General features: G+C 72.5%; 17 protein-coding genes. 5 read left to right on the plus strand and 12 right to left on the minus strand.

Annotated features, from left to right (window positions below; translation table 11 throughout):
- The first annotated feature begins 33 nt into the window (after positions 1-33).
- Entirely contained in the window at positions 34-252 is a 219-nt protein-coding gene (locus ACFQGL_RS26880; RefSeq protein ID WP_377515274.1) for a DUF397 domain-containing protein, read from the plus strand.
- 59 nt (positions 253-311) lie between these two features.
- Here ACFQGL_RS26880 and ACFQGL_RS26885 read toward each other — a convergent pair whose 3' ends face one another.
- Positions 312-701, minus strand: a complete 390-nt coding sequence (locus tag ACFQGL_RS26885; protein ID WP_377515275.1) for a hypothetical protein — start codon at positions 699-701, stop codon at positions 312-314.
- A gap of 217 nt (positions 702-918) precedes the next feature.
- Here ACFQGL_RS26885 and ACFQGL_RS26890 point away from each other — a divergent pair, with 217 nt between their 5' ends.
- Entirely contained in the window at positions 919-2,166 is a 1,248-nt protein-coding gene (locus tag ACFQGL_RS26890; RefSeq protein ID WP_377515276.1) for a cytochrome P450, read from the plus strand.
- 55 nt (positions 2,167-2,221) lie between these two features.
- Entirely contained in the window at positions 2,222-3,166 is a 945-nt protein-coding gene (locus ACFQGL_RS26895) for a glycosyltransferase family 2 protein (protein ID WP_377515277.1), read from the plus strand.
- Positions 3,167-3,219: 53 nt separating this feature from the next.
- Here ACFQGL_RS26895 and ACFQGL_RS26900 read toward each other — a convergent pair whose 3' ends face one another.
- From ACFQGL_RS26900 to ACFQGL_RS26910, 3 genes are read right to left on the minus strand one after another with little or no spacing between them, the layout of a single operon-like run.
- Positions 3,220-3,861 (minus strand): DUF3618 domain-containing protein, encoded by a 642-nt coding sequence (locus ACFQGL_RS26900; RefSeq protein WP_377515278.1) that lies wholly within the window; start codon positions 3,859-3,861, stop codon positions 3,220-3,222.
- Complete coding sequence (locus ACFQGL_RS26905; protein WP_377515279.1) at positions 3,858-4,325, minus strand: phage holin family protein; 468 nt, start codon at positions 4,323-4,325, stop codon at positions 3,858-3,860. The genes ACFQGL_RS26900 and ACFQGL_RS26905 overlap by 4 nt, the downstream gene beginning before the upstream one ends.
- Positions 4,326-4,356: 31 nt before the next feature.
- A complete protein-coding gene (locus ACFQGL_RS26910; RefSeq protein WP_377515280.1) occupies positions 4,357-5,079 on the minus strand; it encodes a hypothetical protein in 723 nt (240 codons plus the stop codon).
- Between the two features lie 226 nt (positions 5,080-5,305).
- Here ACFQGL_RS26910 and ACFQGL_RS26915 point away from each other — a divergent pair, with 226 nt between their 5' ends.
- A complete protein-coding gene (locus ACFQGL_RS26915; RefSeq protein ID WP_377515281.1) occupies positions 5,306-5,797 on the plus strand; it encodes a DUF4383 domain-containing protein in 492 nt (163 codons plus the stop codon).
- Between the two features lie 36 nt (positions 5,798-5,833).
- On the opposite strand, the gene ACFQGL_RS26920 is transcribed toward ACFQGL_RS26915, so the two are convergent.
- The 8 genes from ACFQGL_RS26920 to ACFQGL_RS26955 form a co-directional block, all read right to left on the minus strand.
- Complete coding sequence (locus ACFQGL_RS26920; RefSeq protein ID WP_377515282.1) at positions 5,834-6,283, minus strand: GNAT family N-acetyltransferase; 450 nt, start codon at positions 6,281-6,283, stop codon at positions 5,834-5,836.
- Positions 6,284-6,353: 70 nt separating this feature from the next.
- On the minus strand, positions 6,354-7,826 hold the full coding sequence (obgE, locus tag ACFQGL_RS26925; RefSeq protein WP_377515283.1) for a GTPase ObgE: 1,473 nt from the start codon (positions 7,824-7,826) through the stop codon (positions 6,354-6,356).
- A 94-nt stretch (positions 7,827-7,920) separates the two neighbouring features.
- Positions 7,921-8,175 (minus strand): 50S ribosomal protein L27, encoded by a 255-nt coding sequence (rpmA, locus tag ACFQGL_RS26930; RefSeq protein ID WP_030491740.1) that lies wholly within the window; start codon positions 8,173-8,175, stop codon positions 7,921-7,923.
- 11 nt (positions 8,176-8,186) lie between these two features.
- Positions 8,187-8,501: a 50S ribosomal protein L21 gene (gene rplU / locus ACFQGL_RS26935; RefSeq protein ID WP_074313742.1), complete on the minus strand. Its 315-nt coding sequence runs from the start codon at positions 8,499-8,501 to the stop codon at positions 8,187-8,189.
- Positions 8,502-8,668: 167 nt separating this feature from the next.
- The gene (locus ACFQGL_RS26940; protein WP_377515284.1) at positions 8,669-9,214 is read right to left on the minus strand and encodes a hypothetical protein; all 546 of its coding nucleotides are present in this window, start codon (positions 9,212-9,214) and stop codon (positions 8,669-8,671) included.
- Positions 9,215-9,330: 116 nt separating this feature from the next.
- The gene (locus ACFQGL_RS26945) at positions 9,331-12,393 is read right to left on the minus strand and encodes an Rne/Rng family ribonuclease (RefSeq protein WP_377515285.1); all 3,063 of its coding nucleotides are present in this window, start codon (positions 12,391-12,393) and stop codon (positions 9,331-9,333) included.
- 131 nt (positions 12,394-12,524) lie between these two features.
- Entirely contained in the window at positions 12,525-13,244 is a 720-nt protein-coding gene (locus ACFQGL_RS26950) for a TIGR03936 family radical SAM-associated protein (RefSeq protein WP_377515311.1), read from the minus strand.
- Between the two features lie 177 nt (positions 13,245-13,421).
- Positions 13,422-15,398, minus strand: coding sequence for a TIGR03960 family B12-binding radical SAM protein (locus ACFQGL_RS26955; protein WP_377515286.1), 1,977 nt, complete (start codon positions 15,396-15,398; stop codon positions 13,422-13,424).
- Positions 15,399-15,547: 149 nt separating this feature from the next.
- Here ACFQGL_RS26955 and ACFQGL_RS26960 point away from each other — a divergent pair, with 149 nt between their 5' ends.
- Positions 15,548-17,050, plus strand: a complete 1,503-nt coding sequence (locus ACFQGL_RS26960) for a hypothetical protein (RefSeq protein WP_377515287.1) — start codon at positions 15,548-15,550, stop codon at positions 17,048-17,050.
- Positions 17,051-17,063: the final 13 nt, after the last annotated feature.

The following is a 17,063-nucleotide window of genomic DNA, read 5'->3' on the forward strand; positions in this document are numbered from 1 at the left end:
CCTACCCAACCCTCGGCACTGGAGGAAAGAACCATGGCGCACCACCCCAAGGGCGATTTCGACCTCTCGCGGGCGGTCTGGCAACGGGCCGAGGGGGACACCTCCGAGAGCGCCGTCGAGGTGGCCTTCGTCGATGACCTGATCGGGATGCGCAACTCCGCCGAGCCGGAGGGGCCGGTGCTGGTCTTCACCCAGGCCGAGTGGGACGCGTTCGTCGCCGGGGCGCAGGACGGCGAGTTCGACCTGGACTGAGCCGGGTGGCCGTCGCGGTGCCCGCCCGGGACACCGCGACGGCAGCACCTGGACCGGCCTCAGCCATCGCCGTCGCCCCAGCCGAGGCCTCCGGGGCCCGGGGCGTGGTGGAAGCCGGGATGGTCGGCGACGTCGACGCAGCGCTCGCCGTCCGGGCCGACCGCCCCGCAGAACAGCCGTTCGGCCCGTTGCCAGGCGTCGGCCGGTGACAGGGCCGCCGCACCGAGCGCCACCTCCGGACGGAGCAGGCTCAGCGCCTCCGCGTATCCCACTGCCAGCTCGCGGGCGTCGGCCTTGCCGGGCGCGGTGAAGCCCAGGTGCACGGTGAAGAACCGGCGTGGCCGAGAGGGCCGCCGGGGCGGCCCGATCAGTGCCCCGGTGTCCCGGTTGCCGCTCAGCGCCTCGACGGCCCGCCGCTGCCGCCAGTACGGCGACCTGTTGTCCCGCATTCGCCCTCCCCGTGGTCGTGGCCGTCGGCCCCGCCGCCCGCGCCGGCCGCCCGCACGGCCGCCCGGGAACGCCGCCGGTGGCGGCCCCACCAGCTAGCCAACCAGGTTCCGCCACCCCTGGGAGGGGCCAGCCGGCGACGGGGGATTCAGAGGCGGTGACCTGGGTAGACGCAGCCGGCCGGCGGCACCGGCAGCACCCGCACGTGAGGAGACACCGATGGCGACCATGCCGGTCGACCGCAGCCCGGACAGCACCCTCGCGCTCCTGCGCGCCGGCTACCGGTTCATCGGCGAGCGCTGCGACCGGTACGGCGGCGACGTCTTCCAGACCCGGATCCTGCTGGCACCGACGATCTGCCTGCGCGGGCGGCCGGCGGCGGTGCTGTTCTACGACAACGAGCGCTTCCAGCGCCAGCGGGCGATGCCGCTGCGGGTGCAGCGGACGCTGACCGGCCGGGGCGGTGTGCAGGGGCTGGACGGCCCGGAGCACCGCGACCGCAAGGGCATGTTCATGTCGATCATGACGCCGACCGCGATCGGACAGCTCGGCCAGCTCTTCGACGACGAGTGGCGGGCCCGGATCCTCGCCTGGGAGAGCGCCGGCCCGGTGGCGCTCTACGACGAGTTGGGCCGGCTGCTGACCCGGGTGGTGTGCGCCTGGGCCGGGGTGCCGCTGGCCGCGTCGCAGGTCGACCGTCGTGCCGTCGAACTGCACGCCATGATCCAAGCCCCGGCGGTGGTCGGCCCCTGGCACTGGCGGGGCCTCCTCGCCCGCCGCCGCGCCGAACACTGGATCGCCGACATCATCGACCGTGCCCGGCTCGGCACCATCGCCGCGCCCGCCGGCAGTGCCCTGAAGGTGATCGCCGAACACCGGGACCCGCGGGGCACACTCCTCCCCCGCCGGATCGCCGCGGTGGAGCTGCTCAACATCCTGCGGCCGGTGGTCGCCGTGGACCAGTACATCGCCTTCGCCGCGCTCGCCCTGCACGATCACCCGGCCTGGCGGCAGCGGGTCCGCGACGACCGCGAGGCCACCGAGAACTTCGTCCAGGAGGTACGCCGCTACTACCCCTTCTTCCCGATCGCGGCGGCCCGGGTACGGCGCTCCTTCGACTGGCAGGGCCACCACTTCCCGCAGGGCCGTCGGGTGCTGCTCGACCTCTACGGCACCAACCATCACCCGGCGCTCTGGCCACAGCCCGAACTGTTCCGCCCGGAGCGGTTCGCCGGCCGCCATCTGGACCCGTTCGAGCTGATCCCGCAGGGCGGTGGCGACCACTCGACCGGGCACCGCTGCGCCGGCGAGTGGATCACCATCGACCTGATGAAGCGGGCGGTCACCAACCTGACCTCGGTCATGCGCTACGACGTCCCCGCCCAGAACGTGGTCCTGGACCTGCGTCGGATGCCCGCCGCACCACCCGCCGCCCTCACCCTCACCAACGTCCGCCGCACCGCCTGAGCGGCGTCCGGCCATGCGGGATCGACCGGATCGGGGCGGGCCAGGGCGGCTGCCGATGGCGTACGTGCTGCCACTGCGCTGGACGACCGACGCCATGTTGGCCGAGCTGACCGGCTACCTGCGCTGGTTGGGTGCCCGGGTCGAGGTGATCGTGGTCGACGGCTCCGCACCGGACCTCTTCGCCCGGCACGTCACGCTGTGGCGGGGGCTGGTCCGGCACCTCCGGCCCGATCCGGCCGGGCGCGGGCTGAACGGCAAGGTGACCGGGGTGGTCACCGGTGTCCGGGCCGCGCGCCAGGAGCACGTGGTGATCGCCGACGACGACGTCCGGTACGACGAGGCCGCGCTGCGCGCGGTGCACCGGCTACTGGGCCGGGTGGACCTGGTCCGTCCGCAGAACTACTTCGCCCCGGTGCCCTGGCACGCCTGGTGGGACACCGGCCGGACGCTGCTCAACCGGGCGCTCGGGGCGGACTACCCGGGCACGCTGGCGGTGCGCCGCAGCACCTTCCTCGGCATGGGCGGGTACGACCCGGACGTGCTCTTCGAGAACCTGGAGCTGATCCGTACCGTGCGGGCGTACGGCGGCACCGAGGCCGCGCCCGCCTGGCTGTACGTACGCCGGCTACCGCCGGACGCCGCGCACTTCCGCGGCCAACGGGTCCGCCAGGCGTACGACGACCTGGCCCAGCCGGCCCGCCTGCTGACCGCGCTCGCGGTCCTGCCGGCGCTGACGGCGGCGGTCGCGGCCCGCCGGCCCGGGCTGCTGCTCGCGGCGGCGGCCGGTGTCGTCGCCCTGGCCGAGCTGGGCCGTCGACGCGCGGGCGGCCGGGCGGTCTTCCCGTCCACCACCGCGCTGGCGGCCCCACTCTGGTTGCTGGAGCGTGGCGTGTGCGGCTGGCTGGCGGTCGGCCAGCGTCTTCTGCTCGGCGGCGTCCGCTACGGCGACACCCGCATCCGCCAGGCCGCCCACCCCATCCGGACCCTGCGCCCCCGCTGACCGCGCGACAGCTCGCGGCACCGTGTGGCCGCGAGCTGTCGGGTGGGGTGGCGTTAGTGGTTGACCTGCTGGTGGGCCTGGTCCTTGACGTCCTGCGCGGCCGACTTCGTGTCGTCCCGCACCGTGTGCGCGGCGTCCTGGGCGGTGGACTTCACCGACTCGGCGGCGTGCTGGGCCGGCTCGCGCAGCTCCTCCTTGAGCTCGCTGGCCACCTCGCCCAGCTTCTCCTTCACCGCACCGCTGTGCTCGCTGACCTTCTCCTTGACCTGGGTCGCGGCCTGCTGCTCCCGACGGGAGGCCGGGATCAGCGACGAGGCCAGCCAGCCGACCCCGAACGCGATCAGGCCGGCCGCCAGCGGGTTGCCCTCGGACTTGCGCCGGATCACGCCGGGTGCCCGATGGGCGGCGTCGCTCACGCTGGAGGCCGCCGAATGCGCGGCGTCGCTGACACTGGACGCCGCCGACGAGGCACGGTCGCCCACCGAGTGGGCGGCGTTACCGGTGCCGTGACCGAGGTCGGACGCGGTTCCCATGACCTTGTTCCTCACATTCTGCAGCGCGGAGCGAGCCCGCTGCTTGCGGTCGTCGACGATGCGGCTGGGGCTGACCTTGTACGCCAACGCGTCCACATCGGAACTCAGGCTGTTGCGGGTGGCTTCGATCTCCCGGCGGATCTGATCGGGATCGGTGCTCATCGGGTGACTCCCTCCGGGTGCGGCTTGAGCGCGTCGGGGATCCGCTGCACGCTGTCGTTGGTCTGCTTGAGGCCACGAACCTGCTGGGCGTTCCTCTTGCCCATGGAGTAGAGGACCGCCGCGATGGCGGCCCAGATGACGGCCATGATCAGCCCGGCCCAGCCGGCGTCCATGACGTTCGACAACCCGGCCCAGAGGGCCAGCGAGAGGAACAGCACCACCATGTAGCCGCCGAAGCCGGCGCCGCCGAAGAGCCCGGCGGCCTTACCGGCCTTCTTGCCCTCCTGGCGGATCTCCGCCTTGGCCAGCTCGAGCTCCTGGCGCATCAGCGTCGACAGGTCACTGGTGACCTGACCCATCAGCTCACCGATCGAGCTGCCCTTCACCTCCGCCGCGGTGTGCGGCGCACCCGCGTCGAAGTGGTTTCCGGAGTCCAGGCCGGACCCCTGCGTCGGCATGCTCATGCCGTCGCCTCCCTTCGGATGAGTGGCCGGCTCACGGGCGGGTGCTGCCACTGGACGGCACGCCCGGCAGCGGGTCGGTCTGGGTCACCGGCGGCAGAGGCTGCCCGGTGCCGGTCGGCTCGACGTAGCCCCCCGCAGTGGGCTCGACGTAGCCGCCCGTGGTCGGTTGGGTGGGGATCACCTCGGTCCGCTCCGGGTCGTACGCCCCCGCACCCCGGTAGCTCGGGGAGGGCGGGCTGCCGGAGTCGTCGCCGGCGTCGGAGATGCTGCGGGTCAGCCGGCCGGCCAGTACGCCGAGCACCGCCGCGCCGATCAGGAAGGTGCCCGGGTTGCGCCGCGCGTAGTCGCGTACCTCGGTGATCAGGTCGCCGGGCTGGCGCTCCTCGAGCCAACCGGCCACGCCGTGCACCCGGTCGGCGGCCTGACGGGTCAACTCGCTCACCGTGCCGGCCTGGCCGCCCTGCTCGGCCATCGAACGCATCTCGTCGGCCAGCGAGCGTAGCCCGCCGACCGCGCGGCGCTGCTGCTCACCGGTCTGGCTGGCGAGCTGGGCGCGGGCCTCGCCGTAGAGGTTGCGGGCCTGCCGGGCCGCCTCGCGGCCCACCTCGGCGCCCTGCTCCTTGGCTGTCTGCGCGACCGCGCCGCCAGCGTGTGCGGCTTCCGACCCGACCTGGCGGGCCTGCTCGCGAACGCCGCCGCCGTTGGTCGACTGCTGCCCGTACGTGGAAGAAGTGGGTGACAGATCGTAAGTCATGGTGTCCCTTCCGCTCGGAAAGTCTTCGCGGTTGTGCTGGGGGAATGCGTCCGCGTCGCCGCGGCCGCCACCAATTCACCTACCCTGCGTTTGCCCTTCCATACCTCTTCGTGCATTTCTCTGCGCCACTGGGAGGTCTGACTCCAAAATGAAGGATCGTCGGGCTGCGTCACGTCGCCGCTGCGGACAGTGAGATTCGCAGGGCCGAGATGCACGGAGGGCAGCGATGGCACGAGACGCGCAAGGTGGTCGATCGACCGGCTCCCGACCCCGGGTGCAGCTGGCCGCGCTGGTCGTGGCCGGCGTGTTCCTGCTCATCGGCGTCCTTGGCTTCATCCCCGGCTTCACCACCGACTACGGCCACCTCAGGTTCGCCGGGCACCACTCGGACGCCCGGCTGCTCGGGCTGTTCCAGGTGTCGATCCTGCACAACGTGGTGCACCTGCTGTTCGGGCTGGTCGGTCTCGTGCTGGCCCGTACCGTCGCCGGTGCCCGGGTGTTCCTGGCCGGCGGTGGCGCGATCTATCTCGCCCTCTGGCTGTACGGCCTGGCGATCGAAGCGATCGACGATGACGGCGGGGCCAACTTCCTGCCGATCAACGAGGCCGACAACTGGCTGCACCTCGCGCTCGGCTTCGGCATGCTCGCGCTCGGGCTGCTGCTCTCCAACCAGGCGGGCACCGGCGGGCGGCTGGACAACCCCGCCGACCACCGCTGACAACGCGCTGAGCGCCGGGCTCGTCGGCCCGGCCGTTCAGGCCGCGACGGGTAGCCGCTTGGCGAAACAGACGCTGTACGGGTTGTGCACGTACTCCCCGTAGACCGGGATCTGGTCGTAGCCGCTGGAGGTGTACAGCCCGATCGCGGCCGGCAGGTAGGTGCCGGTCTCCAGGCAGACCACCGAGTGGCCCTGCTGGAACGCCAGCTCCTCCAGCGCGGCGAGCAGTTGGCGGGCGATCCCCCGCCCCCGGTACGCCGGCCGCACGTACATCCGCTTGACCTCGCCGGTGTCGGCGTCGATCGACTGGAGTCCACCGCAGGCGACCGCCCGGCCGTTCACCACCACGGCGAGGTAGCGGATGTCGTCCTGGGTGACGGTGACCTGCCCGTCCAACCCGCCATCGGCTTCGCGCAGCTCACGCTGCTGCGCGATGACCAGGGAGGCGATCTCCGGATCGATGGCGGGCCGGGACTCGATCAGCATCACCCCACGCTAGGCCGGATGGATTTCTGGCAGGTTTCCGGAAATCAACCCGATCACGGAGCGCAACGGGCTATTCGGCGTCGTCCTCGTCGTCGATGTCCTCGACGTCGTCGGACGCGTCCGCATCCACCTCGTCCGCCGAGCGCACCCGGCGAGCCTTGCGCGCGGCGAGACGGTCCGCCGCCGAGGCCCGGTTCGACTTCTCCTCCAGCCGGACGTCGGTGCCCCGGTTACCGGGTACGAACTCCACACCGGCGAACAGCGTCGGCTGCCAGTCGAACTCGCGCTCACCGATCCGGACCAGGTCACCGGGCTGCGCGCCGGCCTTGGCCAGCTTGTCCTCCACGCCGAGCCGGGCCAGCCGGTCGGCGAGGTAACCGACCGCCTCGTCGTTGTCGAAGTTGGTCTGCTTGACCCACCGCTCGGGCCGGACGCCACGGACGGTGAACGAACCGTCCGCGTCGGCCTCGATGGTGAAGCCGGCGTCGTCCACGGCCATCGGCCGGATCACGATCCGGGTCGGCTCGGCCGGCGGCGCGGCCTTACGGGCCGCCTCGACCTGCTCGGCCATCGCGAAGGTGAGCTCCTTGAGCCCCTCCCTCGTCGCGGCGGAGACCTCGAACACCTGGTAGCCGCGCTCCTCCAGGTCGGGGCGCACGATCTCGGCGAGGTCGCGGCCGTCCGGCACGTCGATCTTGTTGACGGCCACCAGCCGCGGCCGGTCGGCCAGGCCGCCGTACTCGGACAGCTCGGCCTCGATGGTGTCGATGTCGGCGACCGGGTCGCGGCCGGGCTCCAGGGTCGCCGAGTCGATGACGTGCACCAGTACGGCACACCGCTCGATGTGCCGCAGGAACTCCAGGCCCAGCCCCTTGCCGGTGGCCGCGCCCGGGATCAGGCCCGGCACGTCGGCGACGGTGAAGGTGTGGTTGTCCATCCGGACCACGCCGAGGTTCGGCACCAGGGTGGTGAACGGGTAGTCGGCGATCTTCGGCTTGGCGGCGGAGATCACCGAGATCAGCGACGACTTGCCGGCCGACGGGAAGCCCACCAGGCCCACGTCGGCGACGCTCTTGAGCTCCAGCACCACGTCGAGCTGGTCACCGGGCTCGCCCAGCTCGGCGAAGCCGGGAGCCTTGCGCTTGGCGTTGGCCAGCGAGGCGTTGCCCCGCCCACCGCGGCCACCGCGGGCCACCTCGAAGGTGGTGCCGGCGCCGACCATGTCGGCCAGTACGGTGCCGTCGGAGGTCTGCACCACGGTGCCGTTGGGCACCTTGAGCACCAGGTCGTGACCGTTGGCCCCGTCCCGGTTCGACCCCGCGCCACCCTTGCCGTTGTCGGCCTTGACGTGCGGACGGAAGTGGAAGTCGAGCAGCGTGGTGACCTGCGGGTCGACCACCAGGGACACGCTGCCGCCGTGCCCGCCGTTGCCGCCGTCCGGCCCACCGAAGGGCTTGAACTTCTCGCGGTGGATCGAGACACAGCCGTGCCCACCATCGCCGGCCTGCAGATGCAGAACGACCCGGTCAACGAACGTCGCCACGGCGTCAATCCTTCCAGCGAGGCAGAACCCCGCACTACGAAAAAAAGCTAAGCGGGCCGGGACCCGGAGGTCCGCGGCCCGCTTAGCCGGAAAACTACTGCTGCGGAACGATGCTGACGGTCTTGCGACCGCGCTTGGTGCCGAACAGAACCGAGCCGGCGGACAGCGCGAACAGCGTGTCGTCGCCGCCACGGCCGACCAGGTCACCGGGGTGGAACTTGGTGCCACGCTGCCGGATGATGATCTCACCCGCGCTGACGACCTGACCACCGAAGCGCTTCACGCCGAGTCGCTGGGCCGCAGAGTCACGGCCGTTACGCGAGCTGGACGCACCCTTTTTGTGAGCCATTGGAGGACGACCTACTTCCCGCTGGAGATGCCGGTCACCTTGACCTGGGTCAGCGGCTGCCGGTGACCCTGGCGCTTGTGGTAGCCAGTCTTGTTCTTGAACTTGTGGATCTTGATCTTCGGGCCCTTGGTGTGCGCGGCGATCTCGCCGGACACCGCGACCTCGGCAAGCTTCGCCGCGTCGGTCACCAGGTCGTCACCGTCGACGAGGAGCACCGCGGTGAGCTTCACCGCGTCACCGGGGGCACCGGTGAGCTTCTCGACCTCGATCACGTCGCCCTCGGCGACCTTGTACTGCTTGCCGCCGGTCTTGACGATCGCGTACATCGGAGGCGGACTCCCTGTCGTTGAGGCTGCTGGCGGTCGTCCCCGCGGCGGCTCGCCGGGTAGCAGTGGCACGGCGGCGCGGGCACACGGGAACTCGGCACACCAAAAGTGCGCCGCAGGCAAGAGTACGCCATTGCTGGCCCGGACCCCAAACCGGGCCGCCCTGGTCAGCGCGCGCAGAGCTGGTCGAGACGCTGCTGGAGCCGGTCGAGTTCGGTCTCGTCGATCGACTCCACGTCCGCCCCCAGCGCGGCGACCTCGGTGCCGATGTCGGTGAGCAGCGTCTTGAGCTGCGCGTCGGTGGCTCGGGCCGACTGCTCCCGCAACGCGGTCCGCCAGGTGGCCAGCGCCGTCTCCGCCCGCTGGCGGGCCTCCTGCGCCGTGCCGCTGTCCCCGGCACCCGCTGCGGCGATCATCCGGCCCAGCTCGGCCACGTACGTCTGGACGGCGCTGGTGCCGGCCTGCTGCGCGGCGAGGCAGACCTGCTCGGCGTTGCCGCCGGCCGCGCCACCACCCACGGGCGTGCCGGTCGGCCCCACCGGCGTACCGGTCGACCCGGCCCGAGCGCCCCCGGTGCCGGCGGCCGCGCCGGAGCCCCCGGTGCTGCTCACGCCGCCCGGGGTCGACCCCCCGCCACCGGGCCGGTCGGCGGAACAGCCCGCCGCGGCCCAGAGCGTGGTTACCAGCACGGTGACGGCGAGCAGACGACGCATCTTCTTCTCCTGACCGGGGTGGCCGAACCTGGACCGGGGGTGGCCCGACGGCGAGGTCCCTCCCCCGTCACTTTGCCGGGAAAGGGACCTCGTCAAACACCGGGCCGGTCAGACGTTCAGGGGCGGGTCCGCCGACGCGCGCCGCCCCGGCGGGAGCGCCGACGGCCGGTGCCGCCCTCGGGGCCCTCCTCGTCGGCGTCGCCGTCGGCGAGCGCGTCCGGGTCGTCCGCCGCCGCGAGCCGGGCCGACTCGCCCTGCTGGGCATCCGAGACGGCCGGCGCGGCAGCGGTGTCCGCCTCGTAGCGGGACAGGTCGTAGCCCATGGTGTCCTGGTAGTCGGCGTCCGCGTTGCTGTCGGCGTTGGTGTTGGTGTCGGTCTCGACGACCTCGACCACCGTCCGCTCGGCCGAGGCGCCCTTGCGCGCCCGCCGACGGGAGGACGCGCTGCCCTGCTCGGCGGCCGGGGCCGCGGCGACCGACGACGCGACGGCCTTGACCTTCTCCCCCGCACCGGCGGGCCGCGGCTTCTCCGGCACCGGCTCGGTGTGGATGATGACGCCCCGACCCTTGCAGCACTCGCAGGTCTCGCTGAACGCCTCCAGCAGGCCCGCGCCGATCCGCTTGCGGGTCATCTGCACCAGGCCCAGCGAGGTGATCTCGGTGACCTGGTGCTTCGTACGGTCCCGACCGAGGCACTCGGTGAGTCGGCGCAGCACCAGCTCGCGGTTCGACTCGAGCACCATGTCGATGAAGTCGATCACCACGATGCCGCCGATGTCGCGCAGCCGGAGCTGACGGACGATCTCCTCCGCCGCCTCCAGGTTGTTGCGGGTGACCGTCTCCTCCAGGTTGCCCCCGGAGCCGGTGTACTTACCCGTGTTGACGTCGATGACCGTCATGGCCTCGGTACGGTCGATCACCAGCGAGCCACCGGAGGGCAGGAAGACCTTGCGGTCCAGACCCTTGATGATCTGCTCGTCGATCCGGTACTCGGCGAAGACGTCGCTCGTGCCGACGTGCCGACGCACCCGGTCGACCAGGTCCGGGGAGACGTGCGACAGGTACGACTCGACCATGTCGTACGACTGCTCACCCTCGATCACCAGCTCGCGGAAGTCCTCGTTGAAGAGGTCCCGGACCACCCGGATGACCAGGTCGGGCTCCCCGTAGAGCAGCACCGGCGCGCCGCCCTCGGCGGCCTTGGCCTGGATGTCCTCCCACTGCGACTGGAGCCGCTTGACGTCCCGGGCCAGCTCGTCCTCGCTGGCGCCCTCGGCGGCCGTCCGGACGATCACGCCCGCGCCGTCCGGGACCAGCTTCTTGAGCACGTCGCGCAGTCGCTTGCGCTCGGTGTCCGGCAGCTTCCGGCTGATCCCGGAGGCGTTGCCGTTGGGCACGTAGACCAGGTGCCGGCCGGAGAGCGCGATGTGGCTGGTCAGCCGGGCGCCCTTGTGCCCGATCGGGTCCTTCGTGACCTGGACCAGCACCGAGTCACCGGAGCGCAGCGCGTGCTCGATCGAGCGCGCCCGCCCCTCCAGGCCGGAGGTGTCCCAGTTGACCTCGCCGGCGTACAGCACCGCGTTGCGGCCCCGGCCGACGTCGACGAACGCGGCCTCCATGCTCGGCAGCACGTTCTGCACCTTGCCCAGGTACACGTTGCCGGCCATGGTGCCGGAGGAGTTGCGGGTGACGTAGTGCTCGACCAGCACGCCGTCCTCCAGGACGGCGATCTGGGTCCGGTCACCACGCTGGCGGACCGCCATCACCCGGTCGACCGCCTCGCGGCGGGCCAGGAACTCCGACTCGCTGAGGATCGGCGGGCGGGTACGCCGCTGCTCCCGGCCGTCCCGGCGACGCTGGCGCTTGGCCTCCAGCCGGGTCGAGCCGGACACGCCCTGCACCTCGTCGACGGTCCGACGCGGCTCGCGGATCTTGACAACGGTCGGTACGCCGTCGTCGGCGGCACCCTCCGCGTCACCGGCGCCCCGGCGGCGACGACGACGGCGGCGACGGGTCAGCCCGTCCCCGCCCTCGGACTCCTCGTCCTCGTCGCTCTCGGCCTCGGCGGTCTCCTCCTCCTCGGCCTGCGCCGCCTCCTCGGACTCCTCGTCCTCGGCGTCGTCGGCACCACCCTTGCCACGCCCACGGCCACGACGGCCACGACGGCGACGACGGCGCGCGGCGGCGCTGTCCTCGTCGTCCTCATCCGCCTCGGTGGCCTCCTCGGCCTCCTCGGTCGGCTCTTCCTCGGCCTCGATCGCCTCGACCGGCTCCACCGGCTCGGCGTCGCGGCGACCTCGGCGGCGCCGACGGCTCGGCTCGGCGGCCTCCTCGACGGCCGGCTCCTCGGCGACCGGGCTGGGCTCGGTCGGCCGGCTCAGCGGCACGGCGTCCGGCTGCGGCGCCATGAACAGCACGGTGGGCGCGGAGAGCGCCGCACGCCGGCGGCGGGTCCGCGGCTGCTCCGGCTCAATGACCTCAGCCGCCTCGACCGGCTCGTCCGTCACACCGGAGACGGCCACCCCCGGCGGCACCTCGCCGGAACGGTCCTGGGCACCACTGGTCAAGGCCGGCTCGACGGTGACGCCCAACTCGGCCTCAGCCAGCTCGGTCTCGGTCAACTCGGTCTCCGCCGTGCCGGCCGACAGCTCCTCGGCGGTCGGCTCCTCGGCAGCGGCCGGCTCCTCGACGACGGGCGGCTCCTCGACGACGGGCGGCGTGGCCTTCTTCCGCCGGGTGCGGGTCACCTTGACCGGCGGGACCACATCGGCGGCGGCTCCCTCGGCGGCGGCCGCGACCAGCGGCTCCTCGGCGGTCGTCTCGACCGGGGTGGCCTTGCGGCGACGCCGGGGGGTCTTCGGCGCGACGTCCAGGTCGCCGGAGATCGGGGCGAAGACCTCCGCCTGCGGCGTCTCGTCGCTGCCGGTCACACCGGCGGACGCCTCGATCGGCGCGTCGGTCTGCTCCGGCTGGTTGACCGGGGTGGCCCGGCGCCGGGTCGTCCGGGTGCGGCGCACCGGCGCGGCGGGCTCGGCGCTCTGCGCGCCGGCCGGCTCTGTGCCGTCGGCGCCGGCGGGGTTCGCGACGGCGGCGCCGTCGGCGGTGGTGCTCTGGTCAGCGGTGTCGCCGGCCGGCTGTGAACCGGTCCGTTCGCCGCCCTCGGGCTCGTTCTCGAGCATGGACGTTCTCCAGTTCTGGCTGCCCCGGGCGCGGGTGAGCGCTGCCACGCAGGGTCGCCGCAAAAGTGTTTCCGCCGGGCGCGCGTGGTGCGCGACCGCCGAAGTCTGCCTGCCAGGGCACTGACCGTCGGTCAGAGCCCAACGATGGCTGCCCCGTCGCGGTCCGCATCCAACGGATCCACGATCGCACCCTGCGCGGTCAGCGTGCCCTGAGCCAGCCGGGTCACCCTCGGCGAGACCGGCGGCTCCAGGTCGGCCACCACGCGGAGGCCGGAAAGGACGTCATCGGGCCGTACGGACGGGGTGACCTGCCGCACGACCAGTTCGAGTATCGCACACGGTACGGCCGCCGCTCCGGAAGGCGTCGGCGTCGCCACCGGGACATCGATCGACATCACGGCAGCTCGGGCGTCGAAGGTGCGTCGGCCCTGCTTGGTCATCCGCTCGACAAGCACCTCGTCGGCGGCGGTGAAGGCGTCCACCGCGGCGCGGAGCACGGCCGTGTCGACCTCGGGCAGCTCGATGTGCCACCGCGACGCCTCGATCCGGTCCGGCAGGCTGCCCCCGGCGACGATCACGGCGTCCAGTACGTCCAGACCGGGCGAGAGCGAGGCGTCCAGCGCGGCCCGCAGCTCGGCCGGGTCCACCTCCGACTGGAGGGCGATCTCCAGGTACTCCGCCTCGCTGGCCACCCCGGTCGGCGCCGCGCTGGCGTAGGAGATCTTCGGGTGCGGGTGGAAGCCCTGGGAGAAGGCGATCGGTACGCCGGCCCGGCGCAGCGCCCGCTCGAAGGCTCGGGCGAAGTCCCGGTGCGAGGTGAACCGCAGCGGCCCGCGCTTGGCGTACCGGATGCGGACGCGCTGGACGACCGGTGCCTGGCCACCCTCCGGCTGTGGTTTCTTACTGATCGTCTCGCTCCTCGGAACTCAGCACCCGTTGATCATGAAGTTGTCGTCGGTGACACGCCGTGCCACGGGCAACAGCTTCATGATCAACGCGGCGGAAGGCGGTGGGGCGGGGCTTGGGCGTCAGGCGGTGGGGGCCTTCATGCCCGTGATGGGGGTCAACGGAAGCAGCTTCTTGCCGGTGGGGCCGATCTGGATCTCGGTGTCCATCGAGGGGCAGACGCCGCAGTCGAAACACGGGGTCCACCGGCAGTCGTCCTGCTCGAACTCGGTCATCGAGTCCTGCCAGTCCTGCCAGAGCCAGTCCTTGTCCAGGCCCGAGTCCAGGTGGTCCCAGGGCAGGACCTCCAGTTGGTCGCGCTCGCGGGTGGTGTACCAGTCGAGGTCCACCCCGAACGCGGGCAGCGTCTCGGCCGCCGCGTCCACCCAGCGCTGGTACGAGAAGTGCTCGCTCCAGCCGTCGAACCGGCCGCCGTTCTCCCAGACCTTGCGGATCACCGAACCGACCCGGCGGTCGCCCCGGGAGAGCAGCCCCTCGATCAGCGACGGCTCGCCGTCGTGGTAGCGGTAGCCGATCGCGCGGCCCAGCGAGCGGTCCGAGTTGATCGCCTGCTTGAGCAGCTTGAGCCGGTGGTCGATGACCTCCGGGCGCTCCATCGCCGCCCACTGGAACGGGGTGTGCGGCTTCGGCACGAACCCGCCGATGGACACCGTGCAGCGGATGTCCTTGGAGCCGGTCGCGGCCCGCCCAGCCTTGATCACCTCGTGGGCCATCTGGGCGATCTGGAGCACGTCGTCGTCGGTCTCGGTGGGCAGGCCGCACATGAAGTAGAGCTTCACCTGCCGCCACCCGTTGGTGTACGCGGTGACGACGGTGCGGATGAGGTCTTCCTCCGACACCATCTTGTTGATCACCTTGCGGATCCGCTCCGACCCGCCCTCCGGCGCGAAGGTCAACCCGGTACGGCGGCCATTGCGGGACAGCTCCTGGGCGAGGTCGATGTTGAACGCGTCCACCCGGGTCGACGGCAGCGACAGCGAGACGTTGGTGCCCTCGTACTGCTGGGCCAGGCCCGAACACATGTCGCCGATCTCGGAGTGGTCGGCCGACGAGAGCGACAGCAGGCCCACCTCGTTGAAGCCGGAGAACTCCAGCCCGTCGCGCACCATCTGCCCCACCGTGGTGATCGACCGCTCGCGTACCGGGCGGGTGATCATGCCGGCCTGACAGAACCGGCAGCCCCGGGTGCAGCCCCGGAAGATCTCCACCGCGTACCGCTCGTGCACCGTCTCGGCCAGCGGCACGAGGGGCTTCTTCGGGTACGGCCAGGCGTCCAGGTCCATCGTCGTGCGCTTGTGCACCCGGAACGGCACGTCCGCCCGGTTGGGCACCACGCGCTGGATCCGCCCGTCGGCGAGGTAGTCCACGTCGTAGAAGCGCGGCACGTAGACGCTCTCGGTACGGGCCAGCCGCAGCAGCAGCTCGTCGCGGCCACCCGGGCTGCCCTCGGCCTTCCACTCCCGGACGATCGCGGTGATCTCCAGGACCGCCTCCTCGCCGTCACCGAGCACGGCGGCGTCGATGAAGTCGGCGATCGGCTCCGGGTTGAACGCGGCGTGCCCACCGGCCACGATCACCGGGTCGGCGTCGGTGCGGTCGGCGGCCAGCATCGGGATGCCGGCCAGGTCGATCGCGGTCAGCAGGTTGGTGTAGCCCAGCTCGGTGGAGAACGAGATGCCGAACACGTCGAAGTCCCGCACCGGGCGGTGCGCGTCGACGGTGAACTGCGGCACGCCGTGCGTGCGCATCAGGTTCTCCAGGTCCGGCCAGACCGCGTACGTCCGCTCGGCGAGGGTGTCGGGCAGCTCGTTGAGCACCTCGTAGAGGATCTGCACGCCCTGGTTGGGCAGGCCCACCTCGTACGCGTCGGGATACATCAGCGCCCAGCGCACGATCGCCGCGTCCCAGTCCTTGACCACCGCACCCAGCTCACCGCCGACGTACTGGATGGGCTTGGAGACCTGGGGCAGCAGTGACTCCAGCCGGGGCCAGACGGAATTGGTCGCGGCCGCGCTCGGCGTCGTGGACGGGGCACTCATGATGCCCAAGGGTACGCGGTCACCCGTCGGTGACCGCGCGCACGCCGCCATGACGTCCGGCAGGTCGTACGCCTCCCGGACGTGACGCCCGTTCGCGGAGGTGGCGACGCGGTACTAACCTCGGACCGGCGCGAGAGGAGATTGCCGCGATGCCGGAGCCCCAGCCGGGAGCGGGCCGGCCGGCCGACGGGAGCACCCCGGGCTCGGAGCCGGACCGGGATCCGGCGGTCGTCGACGAGCCGACCTCCCCACCCGTACCGCCGGACCAGCCGCAACCCTCGGCGCAGCCGCAACCCATGGCGCAGCCGCAACCCACGGCGCAGCCCGACAGCTCGGCGCAGCCCGAGCCTCCGGCGCAGCCCGACAGCTCGACGCAGCCCGAGCCTCCGGCGCAGCCCGACAGCTCTGCGCCGCCGGAACCCTCCGCGCAGCCCTTCCCGCAGCCCGGGCCTCCGGCGCAGCCGGAGCCCTCCGCGCAGTCCGACAGCTCCGCGCCGCCGGAACCCTCCGCGCAGCCCGGAAGCTCGGACCAACCGGAGGCACCGAGCCGGCCGCAGTCGCCGGGCCAGCCGGAACCGCCGACCGAGCAGGCCGGCAGCGCGGCCGACTCCCCCGCCGCGACCGAACCGGTCCCGGCACCCCGTTGGAGTGGATCCGCTCCGGTGCCGCCTCCACTGCCACGTCGGCGGGCCTGGGGCGAGTCGGACGAGCCGACCCCACCTCCGCCCGCGCCCGCCGAGCCACCGGAGCACCGGACCCCGGTCGACCCGTGGGCCGGCGTGGACACCGGCAGCTGGGACCTGTCGCACGCCGAACTGCCGCCGCTACCCCCGACGCTGCCGTACCCGACGCCGCCCGCGACGCGGCAGTGGTCCGGTCCACCCGCTGCCCCGGTCGGGCCACCCCCGGCGCCGCCGCCGGCCGTCCCGCTACCGCCGCCACCGACCCGGCCCGCCCTGCCGAGCCGCCCGGTGGCGCCGCCCGCGTCGCCGCCCAGGCCGCCGAAGCAGCGCCGGGCGCGACGGTCCGCCGCACCCCCACCGGTGACGCCGCCGCCGGGCTGGCAGGCCCCCAAGGGGTACGTGCCGGTCCCGGTCCGTCGACGACGCCGCTGGCCGTGGCTGTTGCTACTCACCCTGGCCTGCTGCTGCGGCTGCCCGGCCTACTACGGGTTGCCGATCTCGACCCAGTACCCGGCCCGCGCGGCACTGCCCGAGCAGGTGGCCGACCTCAGGCTGCGGCAGGACGACAGCAGCGCGGAGGCCGCCCGACAGTTGGAACGGGAGGTCCGCCAGTCGCACTGGCTGGCCGAGGACACCTTCGCCGGCGTCTACGCCACCTCGGACGGCAAGCGGGTGACGGTCTTCGGCGGCACGGGCTTCCGGCTGACGCCGGAGGAGGACGCCAAGGCGGAGATCGACCGGCTCAGCGAGCGCTACGCGTTGGAGGCACCCGAGGCGGTGGACACCGGCGTACGGGGTCGGCACGAGCAGTGCGCGGTGGGCCAGGCCAGCGGTAGCGACGTGGTGGTCTGCACCTCGGTCGACCACGGCAGCATCGCCACCGGCGTCTTCACCCGGCTCTCCGTCCCGGACAGCGCGGCCCTGCTGAACACCCTGCGCACCCAGATCGTGATTCCCGACCGCACCTGACCGGTGTCGATCG

The sequence above is a fragment of the Micromonospora vulcania genome (assembly GCF_042658605.1).
In the GTDB taxonomy this organism is placed as follows: Bacteria; Actinomycetota; Actinomycetes; order Mycobacteriales; family Micromonosporaceae; genus Micromonospora; species Micromonospora vulcania.

Coding starts and splice junctions, on each gene's coding strand:
- ACFQGL_RS26880 (WP_377515274.1), top strand. CDS start 34: ATGGCGCACCACCCCAAGGGCGATTTCGACCTCTCGCGGGCGGTCTGG.
- ACFQGL_RS26885 (WP_377515275.1), bottom strand. CDS start 701: ATGCGGGACAACAGGTCGCCGTACTGGCGGCAGCGGCGGGCCGTCGAG.
- ACFQGL_RS26890 (WP_377515276.1), top strand. CDS start 919: ATGGCGACCATGCCGGTCGACCGCAGCCCGGACAGCACCCTCGCGCTC.
- ACFQGL_RS26895 (WP_377515277.1), top strand. CDS start 2,222: ATGGCGTACGTGCTGCCACTGCGCTGGACGACCGACGCCATGTTGGCC.
- ACFQGL_RS26900 (WP_377515278.1), bottom strand. CDS start 3,861: ATGAGCACCGATCCCGATCAGATCCGCCGGGAGATCGAAGCCACCCGC.
- ACFQGL_RS26905 (WP_377515279.1), bottom strand. CDS start 4,325: ATGAGCATGCCGACGCAGGGGTCCGGCCTGGACTCCGGAAACCACTTC.
- ACFQGL_RS26910 (WP_377515280.1), bottom strand. CDS start 5,079: ATGACTTACGATCTGTCACCCACTTCTTCCACGTACGGGCAGCAGTCG.
- ACFQGL_RS26915 (WP_377515281.1), top strand. CDS start 5,306: ATGGCACGAGACGCGCAAGGTGGTCGATCGACCGGCTCCCGACCCCGG.
- ACFQGL_RS26920 (WP_377515282.1), bottom strand. CDS start 6,283: ATGCTGATCGAGTCCCGGCCCGCCATCGATCCGGAGATCGCCTCCCTG.
- rpmA (WP_030491740.1), bottom strand. CDS start 8,175: ATGGCTCACAAAAAGGGTGCGTCCAGCTCGCGTAACGGCCGTGACTCT.
- rplU (WP_074313742.1), bottom strand. CDS start 8,501: ATGTACGCGATCGTCAAGACCGGCGGCAAGCAGTACAAGGTCGCCGAG.
- ACFQGL_RS26940 (WP_377515284.1), bottom strand. CDS start 9,214: ATGCGTCGTCTGCTCGCCGTCACCGTGCTGGTAACCACGCTCTGGGCC.
- ACFQGL_RS26945 (WP_377515285.1), bottom strand. CDS start 12,393: ATGCTCGAGAACGAGCCCGAGGGCGGCGAACGGACCGGTTCACAGCCG.
- ACFQGL_RS26955 (WP_377515286.1), bottom strand. CDS start 15,398: ATGAGTGCCCCGTCCACGACGCCGAGCGCGGCCGCGACCAATTCCGTC.
- ACFQGL_RS26960 (WP_377515287.1), top strand. CDS start 15,548: ATGCCGGAGCCCCAGCCGGGAGCGGGCCGGCCGGCCGACGGGAGCACC.